The sequence below is a fragment of the Bordetella bronchialis genome, from assembly GCF_001676705.1.
In the GTDB taxonomy this organism is placed as follows: domain Bacteria; phylum Pseudomonadota; class Gammaproteobacteria; order Burkholderiales; family Burkholderiaceae_B; genus Bordetella_C; species Bordetella_C bronchialis.
Genome location: NZ_CP016170.1, coordinates 4,857,482 through 4,879,946 on the forward strand (window position 1 = coordinate 4,857,482; position 22,465 = coordinate 4,879,946).

At 68.3% G+C, this 22,465-nt stretch carries 15 protein-coding genes; 7 read left to right on the top strand and 8 right to left on the bottom strand.

Translation table 11 applies throughout. The features are described from left to right. Positions 1 to 5: 5 nt before the first annotated feature. The 7 genes from BAU06_RS21360 to BAU06_RS21390 all read right to left on the bottom strand — a co-directional run bounded on the left by BAU06_RS21360 (position 6) and on the right by BAU06_RS21390 (position 9,962). Complete coding sequence (locus BAU06_RS21360) at positions 6 to 2,126, bottom strand: dipeptide ABC transporter ATP-binding protein (RefSeq protein WP_082993774.1); 2,121 nt, start codon at positions 2,124 to 2,126, stop codon at positions 6 to 8. Positions 2,127 to 2,128: 2 nt separating this feature from the next. Next, positions 2,129 to 2,962 carry an ABC transporter permease gene (locus tag BAU06_RS21365; RefSeq protein ID WP_066355155.1) on the bottom strand — a complete coding sequence of 278 codons (834 nt, stop codon included), beginning with the start codon at positions 2,960 to 2,962 and terminating at the stop codon, positions 2,129 to 2,131. Beyond that, complete coding sequence (locus BAU06_RS21370; RefSeq protein WP_066355158.1) at positions 2,962 to 3,903, bottom strand: ABC transporter permease; 942 nt, start codon at positions 3,901 to 3,903, stop codon at positions 2,962 to 2,964. The genes BAU06_RS21365 and BAU06_RS21370 overlap by 1 nt, the downstream gene beginning before the upstream one ends. 928 nt (positions 3,904 to 4,831) lie before the next feature. Continuing rightward, positions 4,832 to 6,079, bottom strand: coding sequence for an IS256 family transposase (locus tag BAU06_RS21375; RefSeq protein ID WP_066342657.1), 1,248 nt, complete (start codon positions 6,077 to 6,079; stop codon positions 4,832 to 4,834). A 799-nt stretch (positions 6,080 to 6,878) separates the two neighbouring features. Continuing rightward, positions 6,879 to 8,435 carry an amidase gene (locus tag BAU06_RS21380; RefSeq protein WP_066355163.1) on the bottom strand — a complete coding sequence of 519 codons (1,557 nt, stop codon included), beginning with the start codon at positions 8,433 to 8,435 and terminating at the stop codon, positions 6,879 to 6,881. A gap of 141 nt (positions 8,436 to 8,576) precedes the next feature. Next, positions 8,577 to 9,122: a hypothetical protein gene (locus BAU06_RS21385; RefSeq protein ID WP_066355168.1), complete on the bottom strand. Its 546-nt coding sequence runs from the start codon at positions 9,120 to 9,122 to the stop codon at positions 8,577 to 8,579. 171 nt (positions 9,123 to 9,293) lie between these two features. Further along, positions 9,294 to 9,962: a GntR family transcriptional regulator gene (locus BAU06_RS21390; protein WP_082993888.1), complete on the bottom strand. Its 669-nt coding sequence runs from the start codon at positions 9,960 to 9,962 to the stop codon at positions 9,294 to 9,296. 564 nt (positions 9,963 to 10,526) lie between these two features. Here BAU06_RS21390 and BAU06_RS21395 point away from each other — a divergent pair. Genes BAU06_RS21395 through BAU06_RS21420 form a run of 6 tightly spaced genes read left to right on the top strand, consistent with a single transcriptional unit; the run spans position 10,527 to position 16,911 of the window. Then, a complete protein-coding gene (locus BAU06_RS21395) occupies positions 10,527 to 11,531 on the top strand; it encodes an ABC transporter substrate-binding protein (protein WP_066355184.1) in 1,005 nt (334 codons plus the stop codon). Between the two features lie 22 nt (positions 11,532 to 11,553). Beyond that, positions 11,554 to 12,375, top strand: coding sequence for an ABC transporter permease (locus tag BAU06_RS21400; RefSeq protein WP_066355187.1), 822 nt, complete (start codon positions 11,554 to 11,556; stop codon positions 12,373 to 12,375). Further along, positions 12,372 to 13,145 carry an ABC transporter ATP-binding protein gene (locus BAU06_RS21405; protein ID WP_066355191.1) on the top strand — a complete coding sequence of 258 codons (774 nt, stop codon included), beginning with the start codon at positions 12,372 to 12,374 and terminating at the stop codon, positions 13,143 to 13,145. The genes BAU06_RS21400 and BAU06_RS21405 overlap by 4 nt, the downstream gene beginning before the upstream one ends. A gap of 48 nt (positions 13,146 to 13,193) precedes the next feature. Next, a complete protein-coding gene (locus BAU06_RS21410) occupies positions 13,194 to 13,925 on the top strand; it encodes a maleate cis-trans isomerase family protein (protein ID WP_066355195.1) in 732 nt (243 codons plus the stop codon). Then, the gene (hydA, locus tag BAU06_RS21415) at positions 13,922 to 15,469 is read left to right on the top strand and encodes a dihydropyrimidinase (protein WP_066355197.1); all 1,548 of its coding nucleotides are present in this window, start codon (positions 13,922 to 13,924) and stop codon (positions 15,467 to 15,469) included. The genes BAU06_RS21410 and hydA overlap by 4 nt, the downstream gene beginning before the upstream one ends. Continuing rightward, positions 15,466 to 16,911 carry an amidohydrolase family protein gene (locus BAU06_RS21420; RefSeq protein WP_066355199.1) on the top strand — a complete coding sequence of 482 codons (1,446 nt, stop codon included), beginning with the start codon at positions 15,466 to 15,468 and terminating at the stop codon, positions 16,909 to 16,911. The genes hydA and BAU06_RS21420 overlap by 4 nt, the downstream gene beginning before the upstream one ends. On the opposite strand, the gene BAU06_RS21425 is transcribed toward BAU06_RS21420, so the two are convergent. Then, complete coding sequence (locus BAU06_RS21425; RefSeq protein ID WP_066355202.1) at positions 16,855 to 20,454, bottom strand: AAA family ATPase; 3,600 nt, start codon at positions 20,452 to 20,454, stop codon at positions 16,855 to 16,857. The genes BAU06_RS21420 and BAU06_RS21425 overlap by 57 nt on opposite strands. 385 nt (positions 20,455 to 20,839) lie before the next feature. On the opposite strand from BAU06_RS21425, the gene tssA reads away from it, so the two are divergent. Continuing rightward, positions 20,840 to 22,462: a type VI secretion system protein TssA gene (gene tssA / locus BAU06_RS21430; protein WP_066355210.1), complete on the top strand. Its 1,623-nt coding sequence runs from the start codon at positions 20,840 to 20,842 to the stop codon at positions 22,460 to 22,462. Positions 22,463 to 22,465: the final 3 nt, after the last annotated feature.

Consider the following 22,465-nt stretch of genomic DNA (forward strand, 5'->3'; position numbering starts at 1 on the left):
CCCGCTCAATACAGGCCGCCCACGCGGTGCCGGGCCACGAAATGCCCCGGCCCGACCTGCTCCAGCGGCGGTACCTCCGGTTCATATCCCAGCGGCCGCACCGGACTGGGCAGTTCGGCGTTGTCCACGCGGATCTCGCGGCGACGCGAGGGGTCCGGCACCGGCACGGCCTGCATCAGCTTGCGCGTATACGGATGGCGCGGGTCCTCGAACACCGCCTGGCGCGGCCCGATCTCCACGATCTGGCCCAGGTACATCACGGCCACGCGGTGGCTGATGCGCTCGACCACCGCCATGTCATGCGAAATAAACAGGTAGGAGACGCCCAGCTCGCGCTGCAGGTCGATCAGCAGGTTGACGATCTGCGCCTGGATGGATACATCCAGCGCCGACACCGATTCGTCGGCGATCAGCACGCGGGGTTGGACCGATAGCGCGCGCGCGATGCAGATGCGCTGGCGCTGGCCGCCGGAGAACTGGTGCGGCCACCGGCTGGCCATGGCGGGATCCAGGCCCACGCGTTCCATCAGCGCGGCGACGCGGCGGTCCGCCTCGGGCCCGCTGGCCAGCCCGTGGATCAGCATCGGCTCCTTGATGGATTCGCCCACGCGCATGCGCGGGTTGAGCGAAGCGTAGGGGTCCTGGAAGACGAACTGCATGCCCCGCCGCAGCGTCCGCAATGACAGCGGATCGTCCCCGCGCACCTCCTGGCCGGCGAATTCCACGCTGCCCGAAGTCGCGCGCGTCAGCTGCAGGATGGACCGCCCCGTCGTGGTCTTGCCGCAGCCCGACTCTCCCACCAGGGACAGCGTTTCCCCCGCATGCAGGTCGAAGCTGACCTTTTCCACGGCGTGCACGCGACGCTTCACCCGCGCCAGCACGCCGCCGCGCACGTCGAAACGGGTGACCAGGTCCCGCACGCGCAGGATGGGATGCTTGGATGGCGCGTCGGCGGGATCGCGGCCTGCGGCCGCCGCGGGGTGAGGCGGCGCGGACGATGCTGGCGGATACGCGGTGGACGACGCCGTGGGATACCCGCCGGCGGATGGCGCTTCCGGATACGCGGTCGACGGCGGCGCGGCAGGCGCCGCCGTATTCGCGGGCGCGGAGGGCGCGTCTTCCACCAGGTCGAAGCGCGCAGGCCGCGCCGTGCCGCGCATGGCGCCCAGCTTGGGCGCGGCGGCCATCAGGGCGCGGGTATAGCTCTCGCGCGGATGCGCGAACAGAGCCGCCGCGGTATTGGTCTCGATGGCGCGGCCGCGCCGCATGACCATGACGCGGTCCGCGACTTCGGCGACCACCCCCATATCGTGCGTGATGAAGATCACGCCCATGTCCATCTCGCCCTGCAGCTCGCGTATGAGTTGCAGGATTTGCGCCTGGATGGTGACGTCCAGCGCCGTGGTGGGCTCGTCGGCGATGAGCAGCGCCGGCTTGCAGGACAGGGCCATGGCGATCATGACGCGCTGGCGCATGCCGCCGGACAGCTCGTGCGGATAGCGGCGCAGCGCGGCGGCGGCATCCGGGATGCGCACGCGATCGAGGATGCGGCGCGCTTCCGCTTCGGCGCTTCGGGCATCGCCGGGCTGGTGCAGGCGGATGGCCTCGACGATCTGCGCGCCCACCGTCATGACGGGGTTCAGCGAGGTCATCGGCTCCTGGAAGACCATGCCCAGGTCGGCGCCGCGCATGGCGCGCATTTGTTCGTGGCTGGCCGCCGCCAGGTCCACGGACGTGCCGTCGCGGCGCCGGAAATGCATCGCGCCTTGCGCGATGCGGCCGCCGCCGAATTCGACCAGCCGCATGACGGCCAGCGAGGTCACCGATTTGCCCGAGCCGGACTCGCCGACGATGGCCAGCGTCTCGCCGCGGTCCACGTGCAGGCTGATATCCCGCACCGCGACAGTCGCCTGCGGCGCCGCGCCGAAGACGACGGTCAGGCCCGCGACATCGAGCACCCGGCGCGCGGCATCGGCGCGGCCGGAATCGGTACGGCCGGAATGGGCAGGGCCGGCGCCGGGACGGGCCGGGTCGGCGCCGCCGTACCCGGGCAGTGCCGCACCGCCCTGGCGGGTGCCGTCTGCAAGGCCCGCCGCCGGACGAACGCGATCCGTATGCGATGCCATGGTCATATCCTCTTGGCCATGCGCGGGTCGATGGCATCCCGCAGCCCGTCGCCCAGCATGTTGATGGCGAGTATGGTCACCGACAGGAAGATCGCGGGGAAGGCGATCAGGTAAGGCTTGATCTGCCACAGCGCCCGGCCCTCTGCCATGATGTTGCCCCACGATGGCGTGGCGGGTGGAACGCCCGCGCCGATGAAGGACAGCCCCGCCTCGGCCAGGATGGCCACGCCGCAGATATAGGTGGCCTGCACCGTCAGCGGCGCCACGGTATTGGGCAGAATGTGCCGCAGTACGACCCGCAGCCGGCTGGCGCCGGCCGCCACGGCCGCTTCCACGTAAGGCTGTTCGCGCAGGGAAAGCACTACGCCGCGCACCAGGCGCACCACGCGCGGGATTTCCGCCAGGGTGATGGCGACGATGACATTGTGCAACGAAGCCCGGCTCAGCGAGATCAGCGCGATGGCCAGGAGGATGGTGGGGATGGACATGAAACCGTCCATGATGCGCATCGCGACGGCATCGATCCATCGCACGAAACCCGCCGCCAGGCCGATGGCCACGCCGGCCACGGTCGATAGCACGGCGACGGTGAAACCGACGATGAGCGATACGCGCGCACCGTAGATGACGCGCGAGTAGACATCGCGGCCCAGCAGATCGGTACCGAACCAGAAGCGCTCGCTGGGCGGCCGGGTGCGGTTGATGGGCGACAGCGCCGTCGGATCGACGGTGTGCAACCAGGGCGCCAGCACGGCCACCAGTATCAGCAACAGCAGGAGCAGCCCGCCCACGGCAATGGTGGGATGCTCGCGCATCACCCTGAAGAACGCGCGCATCAGTATTTGATCCTTGGATCGAAGACGCGATAGAGCAGGTCCACCGCCAGGTTGATCAGGACGTACATGAAGCTGAACAGCAGAATGACGCCCTGGATGACGGGATAGTCCCGGCGCAAAATGGCGTCGACGGTAAGGCGGCCCAGGCCGGGGATGGAAAATACGGTCTCGGTGATGACGGTGCCGCTGATCAGTAGGGCAACACCGCTGCCGATGACGGTCAGGATGGGGACGGCCGCGTTTTTCAAGGCATGGCGAAACAGCAGCGTACGATCATGCACGCCCTTGGCTCGCGCGGTCCTTACATAATCCTGGGAGAGCGTCTCCAGCAGGGTGGCGCGCGTGATGCGGGTGATCAGTGCGATGTAGACGCTGCCCAACGCCAGGGCCGGCAGCACCAAGGTGTACAGCGAGGCCCACAGTCCGCGCGAGAGCGGGACGTAGCCCTGGACGGGAAACCAGCGCAGTTGCAGGCCCAACACCCAGGCCAGCAGGTAGCCGACGACGAAGGACGGCACGGAAAACCCCAGGACGGCCCCGACCATGATGCCCCGGTCCTGCCACGCATTGTGGCGCCATGCCGCCAGGGCGCCCAGCGGGACGGCGACCGCGACGGACAGGATCAGGGTCATGATCATCAAACTGAAGGTGGGCGCCAGGCGCTGGCCGATCATGTAGCTGACGGGCTGGCTGGTGAACAGCGACGTACCCAGGTCGCCATGCAGCACGCCCCATATCCAGTGGCCGAAGCGGACCAGGAATGGCTGATCCAGTCCCAGCGTTGCACGAATGCGGGCGATGTCCTGCGCGGTGGCGTCCTCGCCTGCGAGCAGCGCGGCGGGATCCCCGGGAGCCAGGTCGAGCAGCGCGAACACGAACAGCGCGACAAACAACATGACGGGCAGCGTGGCGAGCAGGCGGCGCAGGACGTACGAGAACATCGGACCTCGTCTGTGAACGTGCTCGGAAGCGTCGCGGCACGCGGGACAGCGTGCACCTTCCGGATGGAGTCGCGGGATTGGCGCGGTGCAAAAATTCTATGGGTGGGGTTGTGTGTGCAGCAATTTCAATATTCGCCAGCGGGCGTTGCCGAAATTAGAACTGGCTGGCGGGCCAGTGTTTATGCGGATCTCGGGGGAGTGCGTAGTCGCCCTGATGGGGATATCCCGGATGGGTGGGATCTTGCCGATGCCGTGTTCGATGATGGCCGTTTGTCGATGTTGTCGGTGGTCGGTTTGCTATTGCCGTCCGTCGATGCCGTTGCTGGTCGGTTTGCTATTGCCGTCCGTCGATGCCGTTGCTGGGCGGTTTGCTATTGCCGTTCCTTGATGCCGTTGCTGGTCGGTTTGCTATTGCCGTCCGGCGGGGGCGATGCCTGGCGTGTCCGGCCCGGTCGGGCGGTCCAGCGCCTTCGCGCTGGACTCCCGCTGCGTCTTCCTCGTTCGGCGGCCGAACAGGCGTTGGGGTTCTTGCGGCCTTTTTGCCCGGCCGTCCTGCCTTCGGAAGCCCGCGCGCGCCCTCCGACGGGCCGGCCCCGCCAGGCATCGCCCCCGCCGGACTCGCGGTTTGCCTACGCTACGGTTGCCGCGGCCGTCGGTTTGCTTGGCCCTTCGTCTGCTGCGGTTCTAAGTTAGGAAAGATCTTCGGTCGCCCGTCGTTTCCGAGCCGCCCTGCGCGGCCCGGAAACGCCTACGCATTCTGGCCTGCATAGGGTCGTGGCATGCGACTGGCGGGGAACTGAAGTGAGATCCCGGCCCTCGCAGAGTGGGGGTAACAAGGCGGTGTGGCGGGCCGCCAGGGTGTGTCAGTATTTTTGTGCTTGAGGCATTAAAGGCCGGTCTATAAGAGCCCCAGCCCAGTGATGATATTTCAGCGATATGGATTGGTGAAGCGCTCTGCGTAGATGATCGCAAACTGGTTCATGGCTGCCTTCCACTCGTGAGTGGAACTGCCCCAGGTGCCGGTGATATTACGTAGCACCAGCCACAGCAGCTTGGTGGCCGCCTCGTCGGAGGGGAAGTGCCCGCGCGTTTTGACCGCCCGGCGCAGCTGGGCGTTGATGCTCTCGATGGCGTTGGTGGTATAGATGATCTTGCGGATCGCCGGCGGGAAGGTAAAAAACGGGATCACGCGGTCCCAGGCGCTGCGCCAAGCCTGCGCGATCGGCGCGTAGCGCTGTCCCCACAGGCCCTGTTCGAAGCGTGCCAGCTCGGCTTGCGCGGCCTCCACCGTTGGCGCACTGTAGATGGGCCTGAGCGCAGCAGCCACGGCACGGCGCTCCTTCCAGCTGGCATAGTCCAGGCTTGAGCGCATCAAATGCACGATGCAGGTCTGCAACGTCGTGGCAGGGAATACGGCGTTTAAGGCCTGCTCCATGCCCTTCAGGCCGTCGGTGACTGCAATCAGGATGTCCTGCGTGCCACGAGTCTTGAGCTCGTTGAAGACCTTCATCCAGAATTTGGCGCCTTCGGTCTGCTCGATCCATAAGCCCAACACGTCGCGTGTGCCGTCGGCCAGGATGGCCAGGGCCAGATACACGGCCTTGTTTCTGACCACGCCGTCCTCGCGGATCTTCACCCGCAGCGCATCGAAGAACACCACCGGGTACATCGTCTCCAGCGGGCGGGTTTGCCAGGCTGTAACCTCCTCGACCACCGCATCGGTCACCGAGCTGATGAACTCTGGCGATACCTCAGTGCCGTACTGCTCCAGAAGAAACGCCTGTATCTCGCGCACTGTCATGCCGCGCGCGTACATCGCGATGATCTTGTCATCGAACCCCGTGAAGCGCCGCTCATGCTTGGGAATCAGGATCGGGGCGAAGCTGCCGTCGCGATCGCGCGGCACATCTACCGAGATGGCCCCGTCGTCGGTCAGCACGGTCTTCGAGCTCGTGCCATTGCGTCGGTTCGTTGCCGTTTCAGACCGTTGGCCCGGTGCGTAACCCAGGTGATGACCCAGCTCCGCGCCCAGTGCCCGCTCGATCAACGCCTTCTTGAACGCCATCGACAGGTCCTGCACCGCCTCGGCCGTCATCGGCCCTTTGACCAATTGCTCGACCAACTCGGCAGGAATCGCCGGCAGCTCTTTAGGGGGATTCTTCTTTCGGGTTGCCATACATGCTCCGTTTTCGACATGTTAGGCCTCAAGCACAAAATTCCTGACACTCCCGGCCGCCAGCCGGCCCGCCACACCGTAGCACCGTGCCTTGCCACGGATGCTGGCGATGGCGCGGCAGCATCTGATAAGTCGGTGCGGGAGTGTCAGGAATTTTGTGCTTGGGGCCTAACGGCCGGCGCTATCGCGACAAGGCGGCATCGCCGTATCAAGAGCGGCACCACTCCGAATCGCCGGCCGCCGCATACCGCCGCCCTATGCAGAGCCACACTGCGCAGGCGTTTCTGGGCCGCGCAGGGCGGCCCGGAAACGACGGGCGATGGAAGATCTTTCCTAACCCAAAACCACAGCCCACGAAGGGCCAAGTAAACCGACGGTCGCGGCAACCGTCGCGTGGGCAAACCGCGAGTCCGGCGGGGGCGATGCCTGGCGGGGCCGGCCCGTCGGAGGGCGCGCGCGGGCTTCCGAAGGCAGGACGGCCGGGCAAAAAAGCCGCAAGAACCCCAACGCCTGTTCGGCCGCCGAACGAGGAAGACGCAGCGGCAGTCCAGCGCGAAGGCGCTGGACCGCCCGACCGGGCCGGACACGCCAGGCATCGCCCCCGACGGACGGCAATAGCAAACCGACCCGCAACGGCATCGACGAACGGCAATAGCAAACCGACCAGCGACGGCATCGACGGACAGCATTAGCACGGCGACCACCGACCGCATCGCTGAATAACATCCCGCGATGCGCCCGTCAAAAGCAGCATCGCGAACGAAGCCCCCCCAAGAAGATATACATCCACCCCGCGACGTCAAACAGCCACATCCACCGTGCCCACCGCCCGAGGTCCCGCCCCGCTCCCACGAACCAACGCCGCTTCCGGCGGCGCCGTCACGATGCCCGTACGGAAATCCACGGGCGGTTGCGCGCGCAGCCGCTCCAGGTCCGGCAGCGGCCGCGCCAGTTCCGGTTCGCGGGCCCACGCCCATTCCAGCGACTTGCAGATTTCCAGCAGCGCCAGATCCTGCCGGAAACCGCCGATCACCTGCATGCCGAAAGGCATGCCCGCATGGTCACGGCCGCAAGGCATCGATAGCGCGGGATTGGTCATCAGGGTAATGACGTACGTCAGCGCCAGCCACCGGTAGTAGTTCTCTTGCGGCTTCCCGTCGACACCGTCCAGCGCCAGCTGCGTCCACGGGAAAGGCGACACCGGCGTCGTCGGCGCCAGGATCACATCGTAGTCCTGGTACAGCGCCTGGAAAGCCTTGAACATCCGCGTCTGGTCCAGGTGCGCGGCCGTATGGTCGGCCAGCGTCATCGATGCGCCCATCTCGTAATTCGCGCGGGGATTCGGCCCCAGGTTATCCGGATCCGCCTCGTAGGCCTCGCGATACCGGGCCACGTAGTTCGCCGCGCGGATCACGTCGAAACAGCGGTGCGCCGCCGACAGATCGGGCCGCACCGGCTCGCACGTCTTGAACAAATGCCGCATCGCTTCGATCTTGGCCAGGAACACCCGGCGGATGTCCGCGTCCACATCGCACACCCCGAAATCCACGCTGTAGCCTACCCGCAGGCTGGCCAGATCCCGTGGCCGCGGGCTAGCGAACGCCGACGCGTCGACGTCGTAGGAGAGCGGGTCGCAATCCGCGCGGCCCGCGATCGCCGACAGGTGCAGGCCCACGTCGTCCATGGTGCGGCCCATCGGACCCACCACCGAAATCGGTGTCCAGCCCAGCGCGCGGCGCTCCACCGGCACCAGGCCCGGAGAAGGACGGAAACCGATCACACCGCACTTGGCGGCCGGAATACGCAAGGACCCGCCCGTATCCGATCCGGTGCATAGCGGCAGCATGTCCGTGGCCAGGGCCACCGCCGAACCGCCGGAAGAGCCGCCGCAGTTCAGGCGTGGGTCGAAGGGATTGCCCGTCGCGCCCCAGACCGGATTGCGGGTGTTGGCGCCCGCGCCCAGTTCCGGCACATTGGTCTTGCCCACCACGATGGCGCCCGCGCGCCGCATGCGCGCCACCATCAGATTGTCCGCGGCCGGGACATGGCCGCGGTACATGGGGGATCCGAAAGTCGTCAGCAGGCCTTCGGTTTCTTCCAGGTCCTTGACGCCCAGCGGCAGGCCGTGCAGCGGGCCCAGGGGCAGGCCACGCATGACGGAGTCCTCCGCGGCGCGCGCCTCGGCCATGGCGCGGTCGTAGCAGGTTGCCGTGATCGCGTTCAGGTAGGGGTTCAGCGATTCGATGCGGGCCAGGCAGGCCTGCAATAGCTCGACGGGAGAGACGGTCTTGTCGCCGATGGCGCGGCGCAATGCCACCGTGGACCAGGAGACGAGGGAATCGGCGGCGGTCGCCATGGGCATGATCCAGACAGGAAAAGACCATGCCGATTCTGGAAGTCGAGCGCGCGTCTGTCCATTAGAGTTTTTCGCAGCGCTCGTTCTCTTAATTCGAAGCGGAGCGGGATGCCGCCAGCGGCGCGCGCTACGTGAAGCGCCTTAACACAGCTCGCGCAGCCGCTGCAGCTCCTTGGCGTAGGCAAGCCGCGTGGCATAGCCGGGAATGCCGCTTTGGCGCTCGACGAAGCGATGGAATTCCCTGGAATGCTGGAGGATGTGCGTGCTGTTCTTCTTCGTGAGTGCCTTCCAGTTATTGAAGGCGGTTCCGCTTTCGATGGAGAAGGACCCCGGACCGTGGACGGTGATCCCGCCGCCGTTGGCCAGTTTTTCCCATATGAGGCGTTCGGCGGGAAGCTGTTCTCTTTCCTGCTTCAGCTTGTTCGCCAGGAATTGGGTCTCTATGCGGTGCTGCGCCCGCGGATCGCGCTGGCCGCAGTGTTCCAGTTGCGCGCGCAGCCGATCCAGGACGACCCGCTGCCTTTCCGTTTCCCGCGTCAGGTCCTGGCCGAGCTTTTCGGCCCAGCTTTTGACCGACGATTCGATCTCCGCCGCCGTGAAGCCCGGCATGACGGCGTCGCGCGGCGGCAGGTGGCCGGGGTCGGGATGGGTGAGCGCGATGGCGGGAAAGGATGGCGAAACTTCCATGGTGGCGTTCCCTCGGATGGCGCTGCGAACGCCGCAGCGCCGGTACGTGCCTGGATCGATTCGCCGGTTCCGGATGCATATGCGTGCCGGGAGACGCGCCGCGCGTCGGCCGGCAGGCGAGCGGCGCGCCAGCGAAGCCGCGCAAGACATCCGGGGCAGGATGAGGGCGCCTCAGGAAGCGAACAATGCCTGCAGGTCGACGCGCGGCGAGGCTTCCGGTTCTTCCAGCGCGAGCGTGGCCTCGATGTGCTGCAAATGATGGCGCATCAGTGCGCCGGCCTGCCGGCCGTCGCGGGCCTCGATGGCGTCGATGACCTCTTCGTGCTCGTGATAGGGGCAGGCCGGGGTATTCGGCTTGTCGTACAGCGTGATGACCAGGCAGGTCTGCGCGCACAGCTCGCGCAAGGTGCGCATCAGGATGCGATTGCCCGTGAGTTCCGCCATCAGCAAATGGAATTCGCCCGACAGGCGGATGATGACGGATCGTTCGCCCGCCTCGCGCGCCGCGGCTTCGCGGCGCACGTGGGCGCGCAGGCGGTTGATCTGCGCGGCCTTGCAGTCGCGCGCCAGTTGTTCCGCCATGGGCGGCTCGATCATGTGCCGCATGGCGAAGACTTCGCGCGCTTCCTCGACGCTGGGGCTGGCGATGAAGGCGCCGCGATTGGGGATCAGGGTGACCAGGTTCTCGTGCGCCAGGCGGGCCAGCACCTGGCGGATGCGCCCGCGCGTGCTGCCGGTGACCTCCGCCAGGTGGTCCTCCACCAGGCGCGTGCCGGGCAGCAGACGATGTTCGAATACCGCCTGCTGGAGCCTGCGGTAGATCTCTTCGTTTGCGAGCATGGAGGACGGCGCGGCGGCGGTATCCGCGGGGCGCCGGGACGAGGTCTTGTCGCGCGGGGAGTCCATAAAGACGGGGAGGCTGGTCCAGGAAGAAACGGCGGTGGGGCGGGCACCGGGCGCGGCTATCGCGCCGTCGGTCCCGGCTGACCGACATTCTAGATTGTGCGCAATCCAAAGGAAAACGGAAACGGCGCCTGGGCGGCAAATTGTCGGCGCCGGGCCACGCCCTGCATGCGGTGCCGCACCAGCCATCCCGTTCCCTTACGCGTCGCGCCCGCCTTCCTTCCGGCTGGACAGCGGGCCGTCGGGCCGGCCGGGCCGCACCACTTCTTGCGCCCACATAGTGCATTGGGCCCCGTTATGGCCCATCGCGGGCGGCGCGCAAGAGCCGACCGGGATGCCCGGCCCCACCCGCCGCCCTGGAGACAAACGTCGACGAGATTGTGCACAATCATCACGAAAAATTGGCACAGCTATTGCTTTGACTCCTGGCGGATCCCGCCCGGCTCGCCGGCGCCCCGTGTCCCTGGACCCGTACCGACCACGCACCACAGGAGCCTTCCCATGTCTTTCATCAAAGCGGTGGCAGCCCTTGCCCTGGCGACCCTGGCCGGGTCATACAGCGCCGCCCATGCCGCCGACCCCGAGATCAAGCTCGGCTTCGCCAAATGCGCGCACTGCGTGCCGATGAGCCTGACTCCCCAGCTGGCCAAGGGCGTGAAAATCGACGCCACCGCCTTCACGTCGGGCAACGATGTGCTGACGGCGCTGGTTTCCAAGAGCGTGGACGTCGCGCAGGTCACCTACCTGCACTTCGTGACGGCGCTGGACAAGGGCTTCGACGTCGTTGCGATCTCCGGGCAGGTGAACGGCGGCTCCGAGCTGCTTTCCGCGCCGGGCCTGAACCTGAAGGCCGACGATTGGGATGCGCTGAAAAAGCTGGTCGCCGAACGCAAGAAGGCCGGCCAGCCGCTGCGCGTGGCCGCCTCGCGCGGCAATGCGCAGGACCTGCACATGCGCGGCGTGCTGGCCACGCACGGCATCAATCCGGACAAGGACGTGCAGTTCATCAACATCCCCAATCCCGCCGATCATGCGGCGGCCTTGCAGCGCAACGAAATCGACCTGGTCTCCACGGTGGAGCCCTTCGCGTCGCAGATCCGCATGAACGGCGCCGGCAAGCATTTCGATTTCCCCTACGACCAGGCGGCCGGCAAGCTGACCAACCTGATCGTGACCCGCTCGGACGTCATCAAGGACAAGCCGCAAGCCGTGCAGGCCACCGTGGACGCCGTGGTGGCCCTGGTCGACAAGCTCAAGAGCGACCGCCAGGTGTGGATAGACAGCATCTCCAAATACACGGCGCTGGATCCCAAGGTCGCGGCCGCCGCGCTGGACAATGCCTATCCCGACTACGCGATGTACCAGAAGCAGACGCTGGCCATCGCCAAGATGATGAAGGACCTGCACTACGTGTCCACGGACGTCGGCGCGCAGATCCCCGCGCACATGGATTACGGCTTCCTGGCCAAGGCCACGGGCAAATCCAAGAGCGACCTCGGCGACTGACGCCGGCGGCACGGAGAATCGCATGCGTCTATACGCCCACAAAGAGCGGCTGGTGGTGCCCGTCGTCGTCCTGCTGGCCTGGGAGGCATTCTCCCGGTCCGGGCTGATCCCGCCCGCCCTGCTGCCCGCGCCGTCGCGCGTCATCCTGACCTGGGCCGACTGGATCTTCGGCACCGACGGCAGCACGCAGTCCTACAGCGGCGAATGGCTGCCGGCCGCCTTCGCCAGCCTGATGCGGGTGCTGGCCGGCTATGCCATCGCGGCCGCCAGCGGGATTTTGCTGGGCATCGCCATCGGGTGGTGGCGCTGGGTGGAAAAGACCATAGAACCCACGATACAGGTGCTGCGGCCCATCCCGCCCGTCTCCTGGATTCCGCTGGCGATCATCTGGTTCGGCATCGCCAACAAGCCGGCGATTTTCCTGGTGTTCCTGGGCGCATTCTTTCCCATCCTGATGAATACCATCCATGGCGTGAAGAACGTCGACCGCAACCTGATCCGCGCCGCCGCCATGATGGACGCGACGCAGTGGCAACTGCTGCGCCACGTGGTACTGCCGGCCGCCCTGCCCAGCATCTTCTCGGGCCTGCGCATCGCCATCGGTTCGGCCTGGATGCTGACGGTGACCGCCGAGATGGTGGCGGTCAAGAGCGGCCTGGGCTATTCGCTGTGGGATTCCTACTACTTCCTGCGCTATGACCTGGTCATCGCGGCCATGGTCAGCATCGGGCTGCTGGGCTATCTGTCGGACCTGCTGCTCAAGACCATCATGAACGCCTGCCTGCACTGGCAGCGCGGCTCCACGCTGCAGGGCAGCCACCAAGGCGCGGGAGGCGCTCGATGAGCCACGTCGTTTTCGAAAGCATAGGCAAGACCTTCTACGACGCCCGCCGCAATACGGAGCTGCTGACGCTGAAGGACGTCTCCCTGAGCGTCGGCCGGCATGAATTGCTCTGCCTGCTGGGGCCGTCGGGCTGCGGCAAGTCCACGCTGCTGAACATGCTGGCGGGCTTCGAACAGCCGACCACGGGCCGCGTCACCGTGGAAGGCAAACCCGTCACGCGGCCCGGCGCGGACCGCGGCATGGTGTTCCAGCAGGCCACGCTGATGCCCTGGCTGCCCGTGTGGGACAACGTGGCCTTTCCCTACCGCCTGCGCGGCAAGCCGCGCGACGAGCGGCGCAAGCTGGCGCAGCCCTATATCGACCTGGTCGGCCTGACCGGGTTCGAGGACCACTATCCCTCGGAGCTCTCCGGCGGCATGAGCCAGCGCGTGGGCATCGCCCGCGCGCTGCTGCTGAACCCCGGCGTGATCCTGATGGACGAGCCTTTCGCCGCGCTGGACGCGCAGACCAAGGCGGATATCCAGGAAGAACTGGTGTCCATCTGGCAGAAGTCCCGGTCGACCATCGTCTTCGTCACGCACAGCGTGGAGGAAGCGCTGATACTGGGCACCCAGGTCGCCGTCATGACGCACCGGCCGGGGCGCATCCGCGAGCTGATACCCATAGACCTGCCGCGCCCGCGCGACACCACCTCGGCGGTGTTCAACGAGATCAAGCGCCACGTCCTGGCCCTGATCCGCGAGGAAGCGGCGCTGGCGCGCGCCGCGTGATCGACCTCGCCCGCCGGCCTTCCGAACCCCCACGCTGGAAATCCGACCATGACCACGAAAAGGCTGCTCCTGGGCATGCTGACCCCTTCTTCCAATACCGTGCTGGAACCCGTGACCAGCGCCATGCTGGCCGGCCTGGACGAGGCCAGCGCCCACTTCGGCCGCTTTCCGGTCACGGAGATCGCCCTGTCGGACCGCGCCCTGGCGCAGTTCGACGACACGCCCATCCTGCGCGCCGCCGAACTGCTGGCGCACGGAAAAATGGACGTGATCTGCTGGAACGGCACGTCGTCCGGCTGGCTCGGGTTCGAGGCCGACCGCGACCTGTGCCGGCGCATCGAGGCGGCGACGGGCATCCCCGCCTGCACCTCCGTGCTGGCGCTGAATGAGATCTTCGAACGCACCGGCGTGAAGAACTACGCGCTGGTCACGCCCTACACCGATGACGTGCAGTCGCGCATCCTGGACAACTACGCGCGGGCCGGCTACGCATGCGTGGCCGAGCGCCACCTGGGCAAGCGCGACAATTTTTCCTTTTCCGAGGTCGACGCCGATACGCTGCGCGGCATGGTGCGCGAGGTGGCCGCCGCCCGGCCGGACGCGATCTCGATTTTCTGCACCAATCTGCGCGGCGCGCCGCTGGTAGAGGAACTCGAGCGGGAGCTTGGCATTCCCATCTACGACACCATTGCCACCGCCGTCTGGAAGTCCCTGCGCCTGGCCGGCGGCGATGTGCGGCGCGTGCGCAACTGGGGCACCTTGTTCCGGGAGGTGGCATGAACGCCGGCCACGGCGCCGCGAGCGCCCCCGGCGTCCCGAACACCGGCTATGAGCTGGTGGTGCGCAATGCGCGCGTGGCGACGGCATCCGATGTCTTCGACACCGACATCGGCGTGATCGGCGGCCGCATCGCCGCATTGGCGCGCGGGCTGCCGCCCGGCGCGCGCGAAATCGATGCGGCGGGCCGCTGGGTGTTGCCCGGCGGCGTGGACGCGCATTGCCACCTGGCGCAGAAGACCGGCGACGGCTCGGTGATGGCCGACGATTTCCTGTCGGGCACGCGCTCGGCGGCCTGCGGCGGCACCACCACGGTGATCCCCTTCGCCGCGCAATTGAAAGGCGAATCGCTGGTCCAGGCCGTGCGCGACTACCACGCGGTGGCGGATGGACAGGCCTGCGTCGACTATGCCTTCCACATGATCGTTTCCGACGCCACGCCGCGCGTGACGGAGGAAGAGCTGCCGGCGCTGATCGACCAGGGCTATACGTCGTTCAAGATCTACATGACCTACGACGACCTGAAGCTGGACGACCGCCAGATCCTGGATGTGCTGTACGCGGCGCGCCGCCACGGCGCCATGACCATGATCCACGCCGAGAGCAGCGACTGCATCGCCTGGCTGGCGGAGCGCATGCTGGCCGAAGGCCTGGATACGCCGCCCTATCACGCCTTGTCGCGCCCGCCGGTGGCCGAACGAGAGGCGACCCACCGGGCGATATCGCTGGCCGAGCTGCTGGATACCCCCATCCTGATCGTCCATGTCTCCGGCCCGGACGCCATCGAGCAGATACGCTGGGCGCAGACGCGCGGCCTGAGGATCTACGCCGAGACCTGCCCGCAGTATCTTTTCCTGACCGCCGCCGACCTGGAGGGCGACCTGCTGCACGGCGCCCGCTGCATCTGCAGCCCGCCGCCGCGCGACGAAGCCGCCCAGCAGGCGGTGTGGAACGGCCTGGCGAACGGCACCTTCCAGGTGTTCTCTTCCGACCATGCGCCTTTCCGCTTCGAGGGCGCGGGCGGCAAGAAACCGCAGGGTGAGCACACGCCCTTCAACCACGTACCCAACGGCATACCCGGGCTGGAAACCCGGCTGGCGCTGCTGTTTTCGGAGGGCGTGCTCGCAGGCCGCCTGGACATTACCGAATTCGTCGCGCTGACCGCCACGCGGCCCGCCCGGCTTTACGGCCTTTATCCCCGCAAAGGGACCATCGCCATCGGCGCGGATGCCGACATGGTGGTCTGGGACACCGGCGCAGCGCGCGTCATCCGCAACGCCGACCTGCACCACAACGTCGACTACACGCCCTACGAGGGGCGCACCGTGCACGCCTGGCCGGCGATCACCCTGAGCCGCGGCCAGGTGGTCTATGCCGACGGCGTGTTCCAGGGCCGGGCGGGACATGGACGCTTCCTGGCCTGCGAGCGACCGGAACCGGCGCGCCCGCGCCGCGCGGCGCGGCGCCACGCGCCCTGGCTGGCCGCGCTGTCGCGCATGGATCCCATCGCCCAGGCCCCATCCGGCGGCAAGGCGGGCCGGGAATGAAGGCCCGCGGCAACGCGGAAGCGGGCGCGGGCGCGGCGGCGCGCTTCGACCTGCTGATCGCCGGCGCCACCGCCCTGACGGCGGACCCGTCGCGCCCCTGCATCGAAGCGGCCTGCATCGGTGTGCGCGACGGCCGCATCGCCTGGATCGGCGATGCGCCGCCGCCCGGCGCCACCGCCACGCGCACGCTGGATGGCACGGGACACGTGGCCACGCCCGGCTTCGTCAACGTGCACACGCATTCCGTGCTGACGCTGGTGCGCGGCGTGGCGGCGGACCTGGGCTTCGCGCCCTCTTATACCCCGGGCATCCCCAAGGCTTCGGACCTGGACGAGGAGCAGGCCTGCGCGCTGGCGCGCCTGGGCGTGATGGAAGCCTTGCTGGCCGGCTCCACCGTGATCGGCGACCACTTCACGCACGCCGACAGTACTACCGCCGCCGTCGCCGACCTGGGCCCGCGCATCGCCGCCAGCTGGCGCATCCTGGACGTGGATTTCGACCGCGTCGCGCGCAGCCGGGAATGGGTGCACGATCCGGCCATCGGCCAGGCCCTGCTCGAACGGGGCCTGGCGCTGGCGGACCGTTGGGCCGGGCATCCGCGCGTGACCGTGCAACTGGCCGCGCATGCGGCCGACACCTGCTCCGACGCCCTGCTGGCGCAAGTGGCGCGGCATGCCGGGCAGCGCCAGCTGCGCGTCAATACCCACCTGGGCCAGAGCCAGGCCGAAGTCGACCGCGTGCGCGCGCGCAAGGGCAGGACATCGACGCAGGCCATGGAGGAAGCGGGACTGCTGAACGACAGGCTGATCGCCGGCCACTGCATATATGTGACACCTGACGACGCGGCGCGGCTGGCCGCGGCGGGTGCGCACGTGGCGCACATTCCCAAGTGCAATGCGGCCTCGGGACGGCTGGCGCCGCTGCCCATGCTGCGGCGGGCCGGGCTGAACATCGCGCTGGCGACCGATACGCAGCACGGCGACATGGTGGAACTGATGCGTTGGGCGCTGGCCACGGCACGCATCCAGGAGGGCAAGGTCGACGATACCTGGCAGCCCGCCGATGTCTTCCACATGGCCACGCAGGGCGGCGCCGACGCACTGGGCCTGGGCCACCGCCTGGGCAGCCTGACGGTGGGCAAGGACGCCGACATCGTGCTGCTGGACGCCAGCCGCCCGCATTGGGTGCCGCTGACCGATCCCCTGGGCACGCTGGTCCACACGGGCCAGGGACGCGATGTGCGGACCGTGATCGTTGCCGGCGAAATCGTCGTCGAGCAGGGACGGCCCTTGCGTGCCGATCTGCCCTCCCTCTGCGAGCAAGCCCGGCGCGTGGCGCGCCAGGTGTGGGACAAGGCCCGGACCAGGAACGGCGGGCAGGCCGGCTTACGCGGCCCAGGACGCGCCGGTCCAGATGCGCGCCTCGGCCTTGCGGGCCGATAGCAGCAGGCCCAACCGGCGGCTTTCCGCGACGGCCTGGCGCCAGCAGGCCACGGCGCGCGCGCCATCGCCGCGCCGGTCCCAGGCGTCGCCCAGCATGCATAGATATTCGCCGCGCAGGGCCTCGGTACCGAAGACATCCAGCAAATGTCCGGCGCGTTCCAGCGCCGCCATCGCCGCGCCGGCGTCGTCCGCATACAGGTGCGCCTGCGCCAGCAGCAACTCCAGGTTGGACTGCAGTACGGGCATGCCTTCGCGGCACGCCCGCAGGGCGGCCTCGATGTGGGCGATGGCCGTGGGGTCGCCATCATGCGCCCGGCCCCAGGCGGCCCAGCCCTGCGCCACCTGTTTCCAAAGGGCGAATTCGCCCTGGTTGGCCAGGACCGCCAGGCGTTCCACGGTCTGCCGGGTGGCGTCCTCGTCGCCGCGCAGCCAATGCACCTTGGTCATGACCGTCAGGCACAGGACCCGGCTGGCCAGGTGATCCAGCGCATCGGCGGCCTGCACGCCGGCATTCGCGCAGGCCAGGCCTTCTTCCTCGCGTCCCTGCAGTACCAGCGCCTGCCCCAGCACCACGCGCGCCAGGCTGACGCCGTCGGCGCCGCAAAAGGCATAGCGCAGGCTGTGATCCGGCTGCGCCGAGAGGGTCTGGATGGCGGCACGGACCCAGCGCTCGGCATTGGTGGCATCGCCCATCCACAGGCGGGTGTAGCCGTAGGCATATTGCGCCCAGCCCAGGTGCAAGCCGTCGCCGGTCTGTTCCGCGTACCGGTGCATGCGGTCGGCCGCCTGCAGGCCATCCCGATGCGCGGCGGTGCAGAACGCCACGGTCCATTCGCCCCAATGCTGCTGGAGCTGGACGTGGGCGTTGTCGCTGGCGCTGCGCAGCGCGGCCGTGCGCTCATAGGCCGATATCGTCTCGGGCGCGCCCCCGCCGCGCAGGGCGGTGAACAGCGCCCCGCGCAGGAGCTGGCATTCCAGTTCGGCCTGGCGGCGCGCCGCGGGATCCTCGATCAGCGCCAAGGCCGCCAGCGCGCGGTCGATCAGGTCCTGGGCTTCGCGCACCGCCGATTGGGTCAGCGCGTCGCGCAGCGCCAGGCACCACCAGCGCGAAGCGTCGGGATGGCGGCCCTTGTCCAGGTGCAGGGCGACATAGGCGGGATCGGCCGCCTTGGCCTGCGGGTCGCCGTCGATCAGGTATTGCGCCACCAGATTGTGCTGGCGCCGGCATTCGCCCGGGCCCAGCGAACGGTAGATGGCCAGCCGGATCAGCTCGTGGCGGAAGTTGGCCGGCACGCTGTCGCCGATCAGCCCGCGGCGGTGCAGTTCGCTCAACACCCCGGGAATATCGCGCCGGTTGAAACCGGCGCCTTCCGCCGCGCGGGTCAGCAGCACATCGTCCAGCCGCCCCGCCACGGCGGCGAACTGCACCAGCCGGCGCGCCGCCGGATCCAGGTCCGACAGGCGCGCGGCCACCAGGTCGGCGATCACGGGGGTGACGCCGACTTCCGTGCCCAGGGCGACCTGGCGCACCATTTCTTCGGCGTACAGCGGGATGCCCTCGGCACCGTCGACAATCTGCGCGCGCAGCCGCGGCGCCAGGCGCTGCCCGCGCGAGCGGTGCATGACCAGCTCGGCCATGGCCTGGCGTTCGAGCGGCTTGAGCAGCATTTCGTGGCCCGGCCAGGGCCGCGCGAACTCTTCGCGCGCGGTGGCCAGCAGCATCATGGGGGAAGACTGCGGCCGGCGTATCAGGTTCTCGATCAGCGCCAGGCTGGACTGGTCGGCCCAGTGCAGGTCCTCCCAGATCAGCAGGCGCGGCCGGCCCGGGGCGTCGTGATGCGCCAGGATGGCGGCCAGCACATCGACCAGCACCTCCCGTGGCGTATCGCCGGGAATCCAGCTGCCGCTTTCGCCACGGCCGCTTTCCGGAAACAGCACCCGCTTCAGGCCTTGGCGCACGCTGGCGTCCAGCCCCACGCGCCGGCACAGGATGTCCACCGAGCGGCTCTGCAGGTCGCCGGAGGGCAGGTCGGCCACGTCGGTGGCGCCCCATTCCAGCGACAGCCGCCGCAGCAGGTACTCGCGAACGGGATGGAAAGGCGTCGCGCCGTGGCCTTCGTGGCAATAAAGCTGGCAGACCTCGCCGCCCGTGCGCCGAACATATTCCGCCATGACGCCGGCCAGCAGGGACTTGCCGATGCCGGGCTCGCCGCGCACGACCATGGCCGTCAGCGGCTGCGCCATGGGCAGGCGCGCCCAGACATGGACCAGGGCGTCGAACTCGCGCGCGCGGCCGAACATGCGCCGCACCGCCTGGGCTTCCAGCTGGGACTCCAGCAGGCACAGCTCGCGTCCGTGGCGCTTTTCATCGCGCACCACGAACTGGTCGGACAGGCGCTCGTGCACCGCCGGGCTGACGATGACTTCGCCCGCTTCGGCAAGATAGGCCATGCGCACGGCTTCCTGGGTGACCAGCGCCCCGGCGTCGGGCCGTTCGTCCGACAGCACCAGCGCGATATCCGAATGCAGGCCCATGCCTACCCGCACCCCGGGCGGCAGCGTCAGCCCGCGGATGGCGCAGGCCAGCCGGGCGGCCGCATGGGTGGGCCGTTCCGTCAGGGCCGGATAGCCGAACACCACGACCAGGGTGCTGGCCAGGCCCAGCATCACGTGACAGCCTTCCTTGTGGGCCAGATCCACCAGGTGCTTGCGGGCCATCTGCAGGCCATGCAGCGTCTGTTCCGGATGCAGGCCTTGTTCTTCCGGCGACAGCACCACGGCCAGGATCGCCAGCGGCCGGTACTGCCGTTCCTCCGGAAGCTCCAGGGTATCCAGGCGCGGCCAGGACGCCGGCGCGCCTTCCATCAGCGCGCGCGTCTCCTGCGAAGGCTCGGAGTCGTAGCGTTCGCGGATCAGGGCGATGCAGTCGTCATACGCCAGTTGCGCGGCCTCGCGATTGCCGCTGTCCAGCAACTGGCGGATCAGGTGGCGGTGCGCCCCTTCGTCGTCCGGATGCGCCTGCACCCAGCGCTTGGCGTGCTCCAGGGCCTCGGCCTGCCGGCCCTGCTCGCGCAGTTGCGCCACCAGCGACCGGCGGCTTTCCGAGATTTCGCGCTCGATGCGCGACTGCCAGCTGGTGCGCCAGCTGGCGAAGGCGGGGCTTTCCGGCAGCTCCGTGTATTCCAGCAGGCGGCCGCGGTCGTACGACAGCCGCTCTTCCAGCGTCAGGCTTTCGTAGCCGCTGGCCCCGGTAACGGCCAGCACGTCGACCATGATGACCCGCGGATCGAGCGCCAGCGTGCCGCCCGCGGACAGCCAGGCCGAGGGCACCGGCTCGAACAGCCGGCGCAATACGAACAGGGCGTGCCGCAGGTTGGCGCGGGCGTCGCGCAATTCCTCCGGCCACAGCATGTCGGCCAGTTCGGTACGCGTATAGGGCTTGCCCTGGGCCAGCGCCAGCAGCGCCAGCAGCAGCCGGGGCTTGCTGTAGTTGATGGCGCGCGTGCCATTGACGTCGCCCACGGCGACGTCGAACTCGCCCAAAAGGCGTAGTTGTATGGGGCGTAGCAGGGCAGGATGCACGGCAACCTGGGGGGAGCGGGCGGTCGCCCTAACGGGCGGCCGCGAGACGGGCTGTCATCAAGTTCACGTCTTCCATCCCCTATATATGTATGTCTCCGGCTGGTATCCGCCCGCTACGAAGCAAACCGCTTTGTACACATTAAACGTTTAATTACCGTTTAATGCATTTCATAGTGTAACGGCGGCCTGGACCGATCCTTAAACGTGTGGTTAACGCCACGCCGATAGCATGCGTTCCATCGATCGGGGTTTGACAGTTTTTCCCCAAATGGGTCGAAAGATTGCAGCAGCGCGTATCAGGCCATTTCCGGCCGGACCCGCGAGGCTGATACAAAGGTGAAACACTGTGTCCGCAGCTCTCGTCAACCGTGATGTGGGTAAGCAACCCATCAGCAGCGACCGACCGGCCGGCGATAACCCGCGGGAGGGCGATGCGTTCGCGGCCCTGAAGGCACAGATCGACCAATTGACCGATATCCACGCGAACGCGCCCATGGATTGGGGCGCGGTCGTGACGCTGGCGAACCAGGTGCTCGGCCAGGAGGGCAAGGACCTGGCGGCGGGGGCCTGGCTGGCCGCCGGCCTGCTGGAAACCGCCGGCCTGCAGGGGCTGGCCGCCGGCATCCATGTGCTGCGCGACCTGGTCGAGACCTACTGGGACGATATGTCGCCCCCGGCCGCGCGCCTGCGGGGCCGGCGCAACCAGATGCAGTGGCTGCTGGACCACCTGGGCGAGCGCCTGCAGCCGGGCCGCGAGGGCGATGCCCCCCTGCCCGCCGAAACCTACGAGGCCATGCTGGCCGACTGGGAAGCGCTGGACGCGGCCTGGCAGTCCCACGACGAAGAAGCGCCGGCCTTCTACGGCCTGCGCTCGACGCTGCGCGCGCTGCCGGTGCAGGCAGCACCCGAGCCCGCGGCCCCGGCCGAGGCCGCGCCCGCGCCGGCCGCCACGGAGGCTTCCGCCGCGGTGCCCGCGGTGGCCGCGCAGCAGGCGACGGCCACCGCCGTTGCCGCCCCCGCTACCCCCGCCACGACCGCCGTCATGGCGCCGCCGCCCGCCGCGGCCGTCGTGCCGGCCGCCGGCGGCGACCCGCAGGATGCCGCGGAAACCGCGCTGGCCGGCCTGCGTCCGCTGATCGACTGGTACCTGCAGACGCAGCCGACGCAGCCGCTGCTTTTCCGCATCAACCGGATCTGCGCGTGGGCCGCCCTGGACAGCCTGCCGCCGGTGCGCGCCGGCGCCACGCTGCTGATGCCGCCGCCCATGCAGACGGTCGACGGCTTCAAGCGCATCGCCCAGACCGCCGAGCCGGATGCGGTGGTGCAATTCGCCGAATCGCACCTGATCGCGCATCGCTACTGGCTCGATTTGAACCGCGCCAGCCACGCGGCGCTGATTCGCCTGGGGGCCACCCAGGCCGCCGCCACGGTGGCCTTCGAGACCGCCCGGATGCTGGAACGCCTGCCCGGCCTGCAAGACCTGAAATTCAGCGACGGCCAGCCCTTCGCCGACGCCGAAACGCGCGCCTGGCTGGAAGGACTGGGCGGCGCGGCACAGCCGGCCGCCGGCAAGGACGGCGACGAACTGGCCGCCCTGTCCACCGCCGCCGAGGCCGACGCGGCCGCCGGCAACCTGGACGAGGCGCTGGACCGCCTGCAGCAGGCCGCGCGGCGCAGCGAAGGCGCGCGCGCCCGCTTCCGCCTGCGCCTGGCGCAATGCGCCCTGTTGCACCGCTTCGACGGCCGCGCCGACATCCGGCCGCTGCTCATGCCCCTGATTGAAGAACTCGACGCCCATCGTTTGCCGTCATGGGAGCCGGAACTCGCCCGGCAAACCCTGGCGCTGGCGGCGGCCGTCGAACTGCGATACGGCGCCGATGACGCCGGGTCCTCCAGCGCGCTGGCCAGGCTGGCCAGTGTCGATTGCAGGGCCGCTTGGCAACTTTCGCAGTCAACCGCCGCAGCCTGATCA

What these genes read in the sequence shown, in the direction of transcription:
- BAU06_RS21400 (WP_066355187.1), top strand. Translation starts at nt 11,554, where the DNA reads ATGCGTCTATACGCCCACAAAGAGCGGCTGGTGGTGCCCGTCGTCGTC.
- BAU06_RS21405 (WP_066355191.1), top strand. Translation starts at nt 12,372, where the DNA reads ATGAGCCACGTCGTTTTCGAAAGCATAGGCAAGACCTTCTACGACGCC.
- BAU06_RS21380 (WP_066355163.1), bottom strand. Translation starts at nt 8,435, where the DNA reads ATGGCGACCGCCGCCGATTCCCTCGTCTCCTGGTCCACGGTGGCATTG.
- BAU06_RS21420 (WP_066355199.1), top strand. Translation starts at nt 15,466, where the DNA reads ATGAAGGCCCGCGGCAACGCGGAAGCGGGCGCGGGCGCGGCGGCGCGC.
- BAU06_RS21360 (WP_082993774.1), bottom strand. Translation starts at nt 2,126, where the DNA reads ATGGCATCGCATACGGATCGCGTTCGTCCGGCGGCGGGCCTTGCAGAC.
- BAU06_RS21385 (WP_066355168.1), bottom strand. Translation starts at nt 9,122, where the DNA reads ATGGAAGTTTCGCCATCCTTTCCCGCCATCGCGCTCACCCATCCCGAC.
- BAU06_RS21395 (WP_066355184.1), top strand. Translation starts at nt 10,527, where the DNA reads ATGTCTTTCATCAAAGCGGTGGCAGCCCTTGCCCTGGCGACCCTGGCC.
- hydA (WP_066355197.1), top strand. Translation starts at nt 13,922, where the DNA reads ATGAACGCCGGCCACGGCGCCGCGAGCGCCCCCGGCGTCCCGAACACC.
- BAU06_RS21370 (WP_066355158.1), bottom strand. Translation starts at nt 3,903, where the DNA reads ATGTTCTCGTACGTCCTGCGCCGCCTGCTCGCCACGCTGCCCGTCATG.
- BAU06_RS21390 (WP_082993888.1), bottom strand. Translation starts at nt 9,962, where the DNA reads ATGCTCGCAAACGAAGAGATCTACCGCAGGCTCCAGCAGGCGGTATTC.
- BAU06_RS21365 (WP_066355155.1), bottom strand. Translation starts at nt 2,962, where the DNA reads ATGCGCGCGTTCTTCAGGGTGATGCGCGAGCATCCCACCATTGCCGTG.
- BAU06_RS21410 (WP_066355195.1), top strand. Translation starts at nt 13,194, where the DNA reads ATGACCACGAAAAGGCTGCTCCTGGGCATGCTGACCCCTTCTTCCAAT.
- BAU06_RS21375 (WP_066342657.1), bottom strand. Translation starts at nt 6,079, where the DNA reads ATGGCAACCCGAAAGAAGAATCCCCCTAAAGAGCTGCCGGCGATTCCT.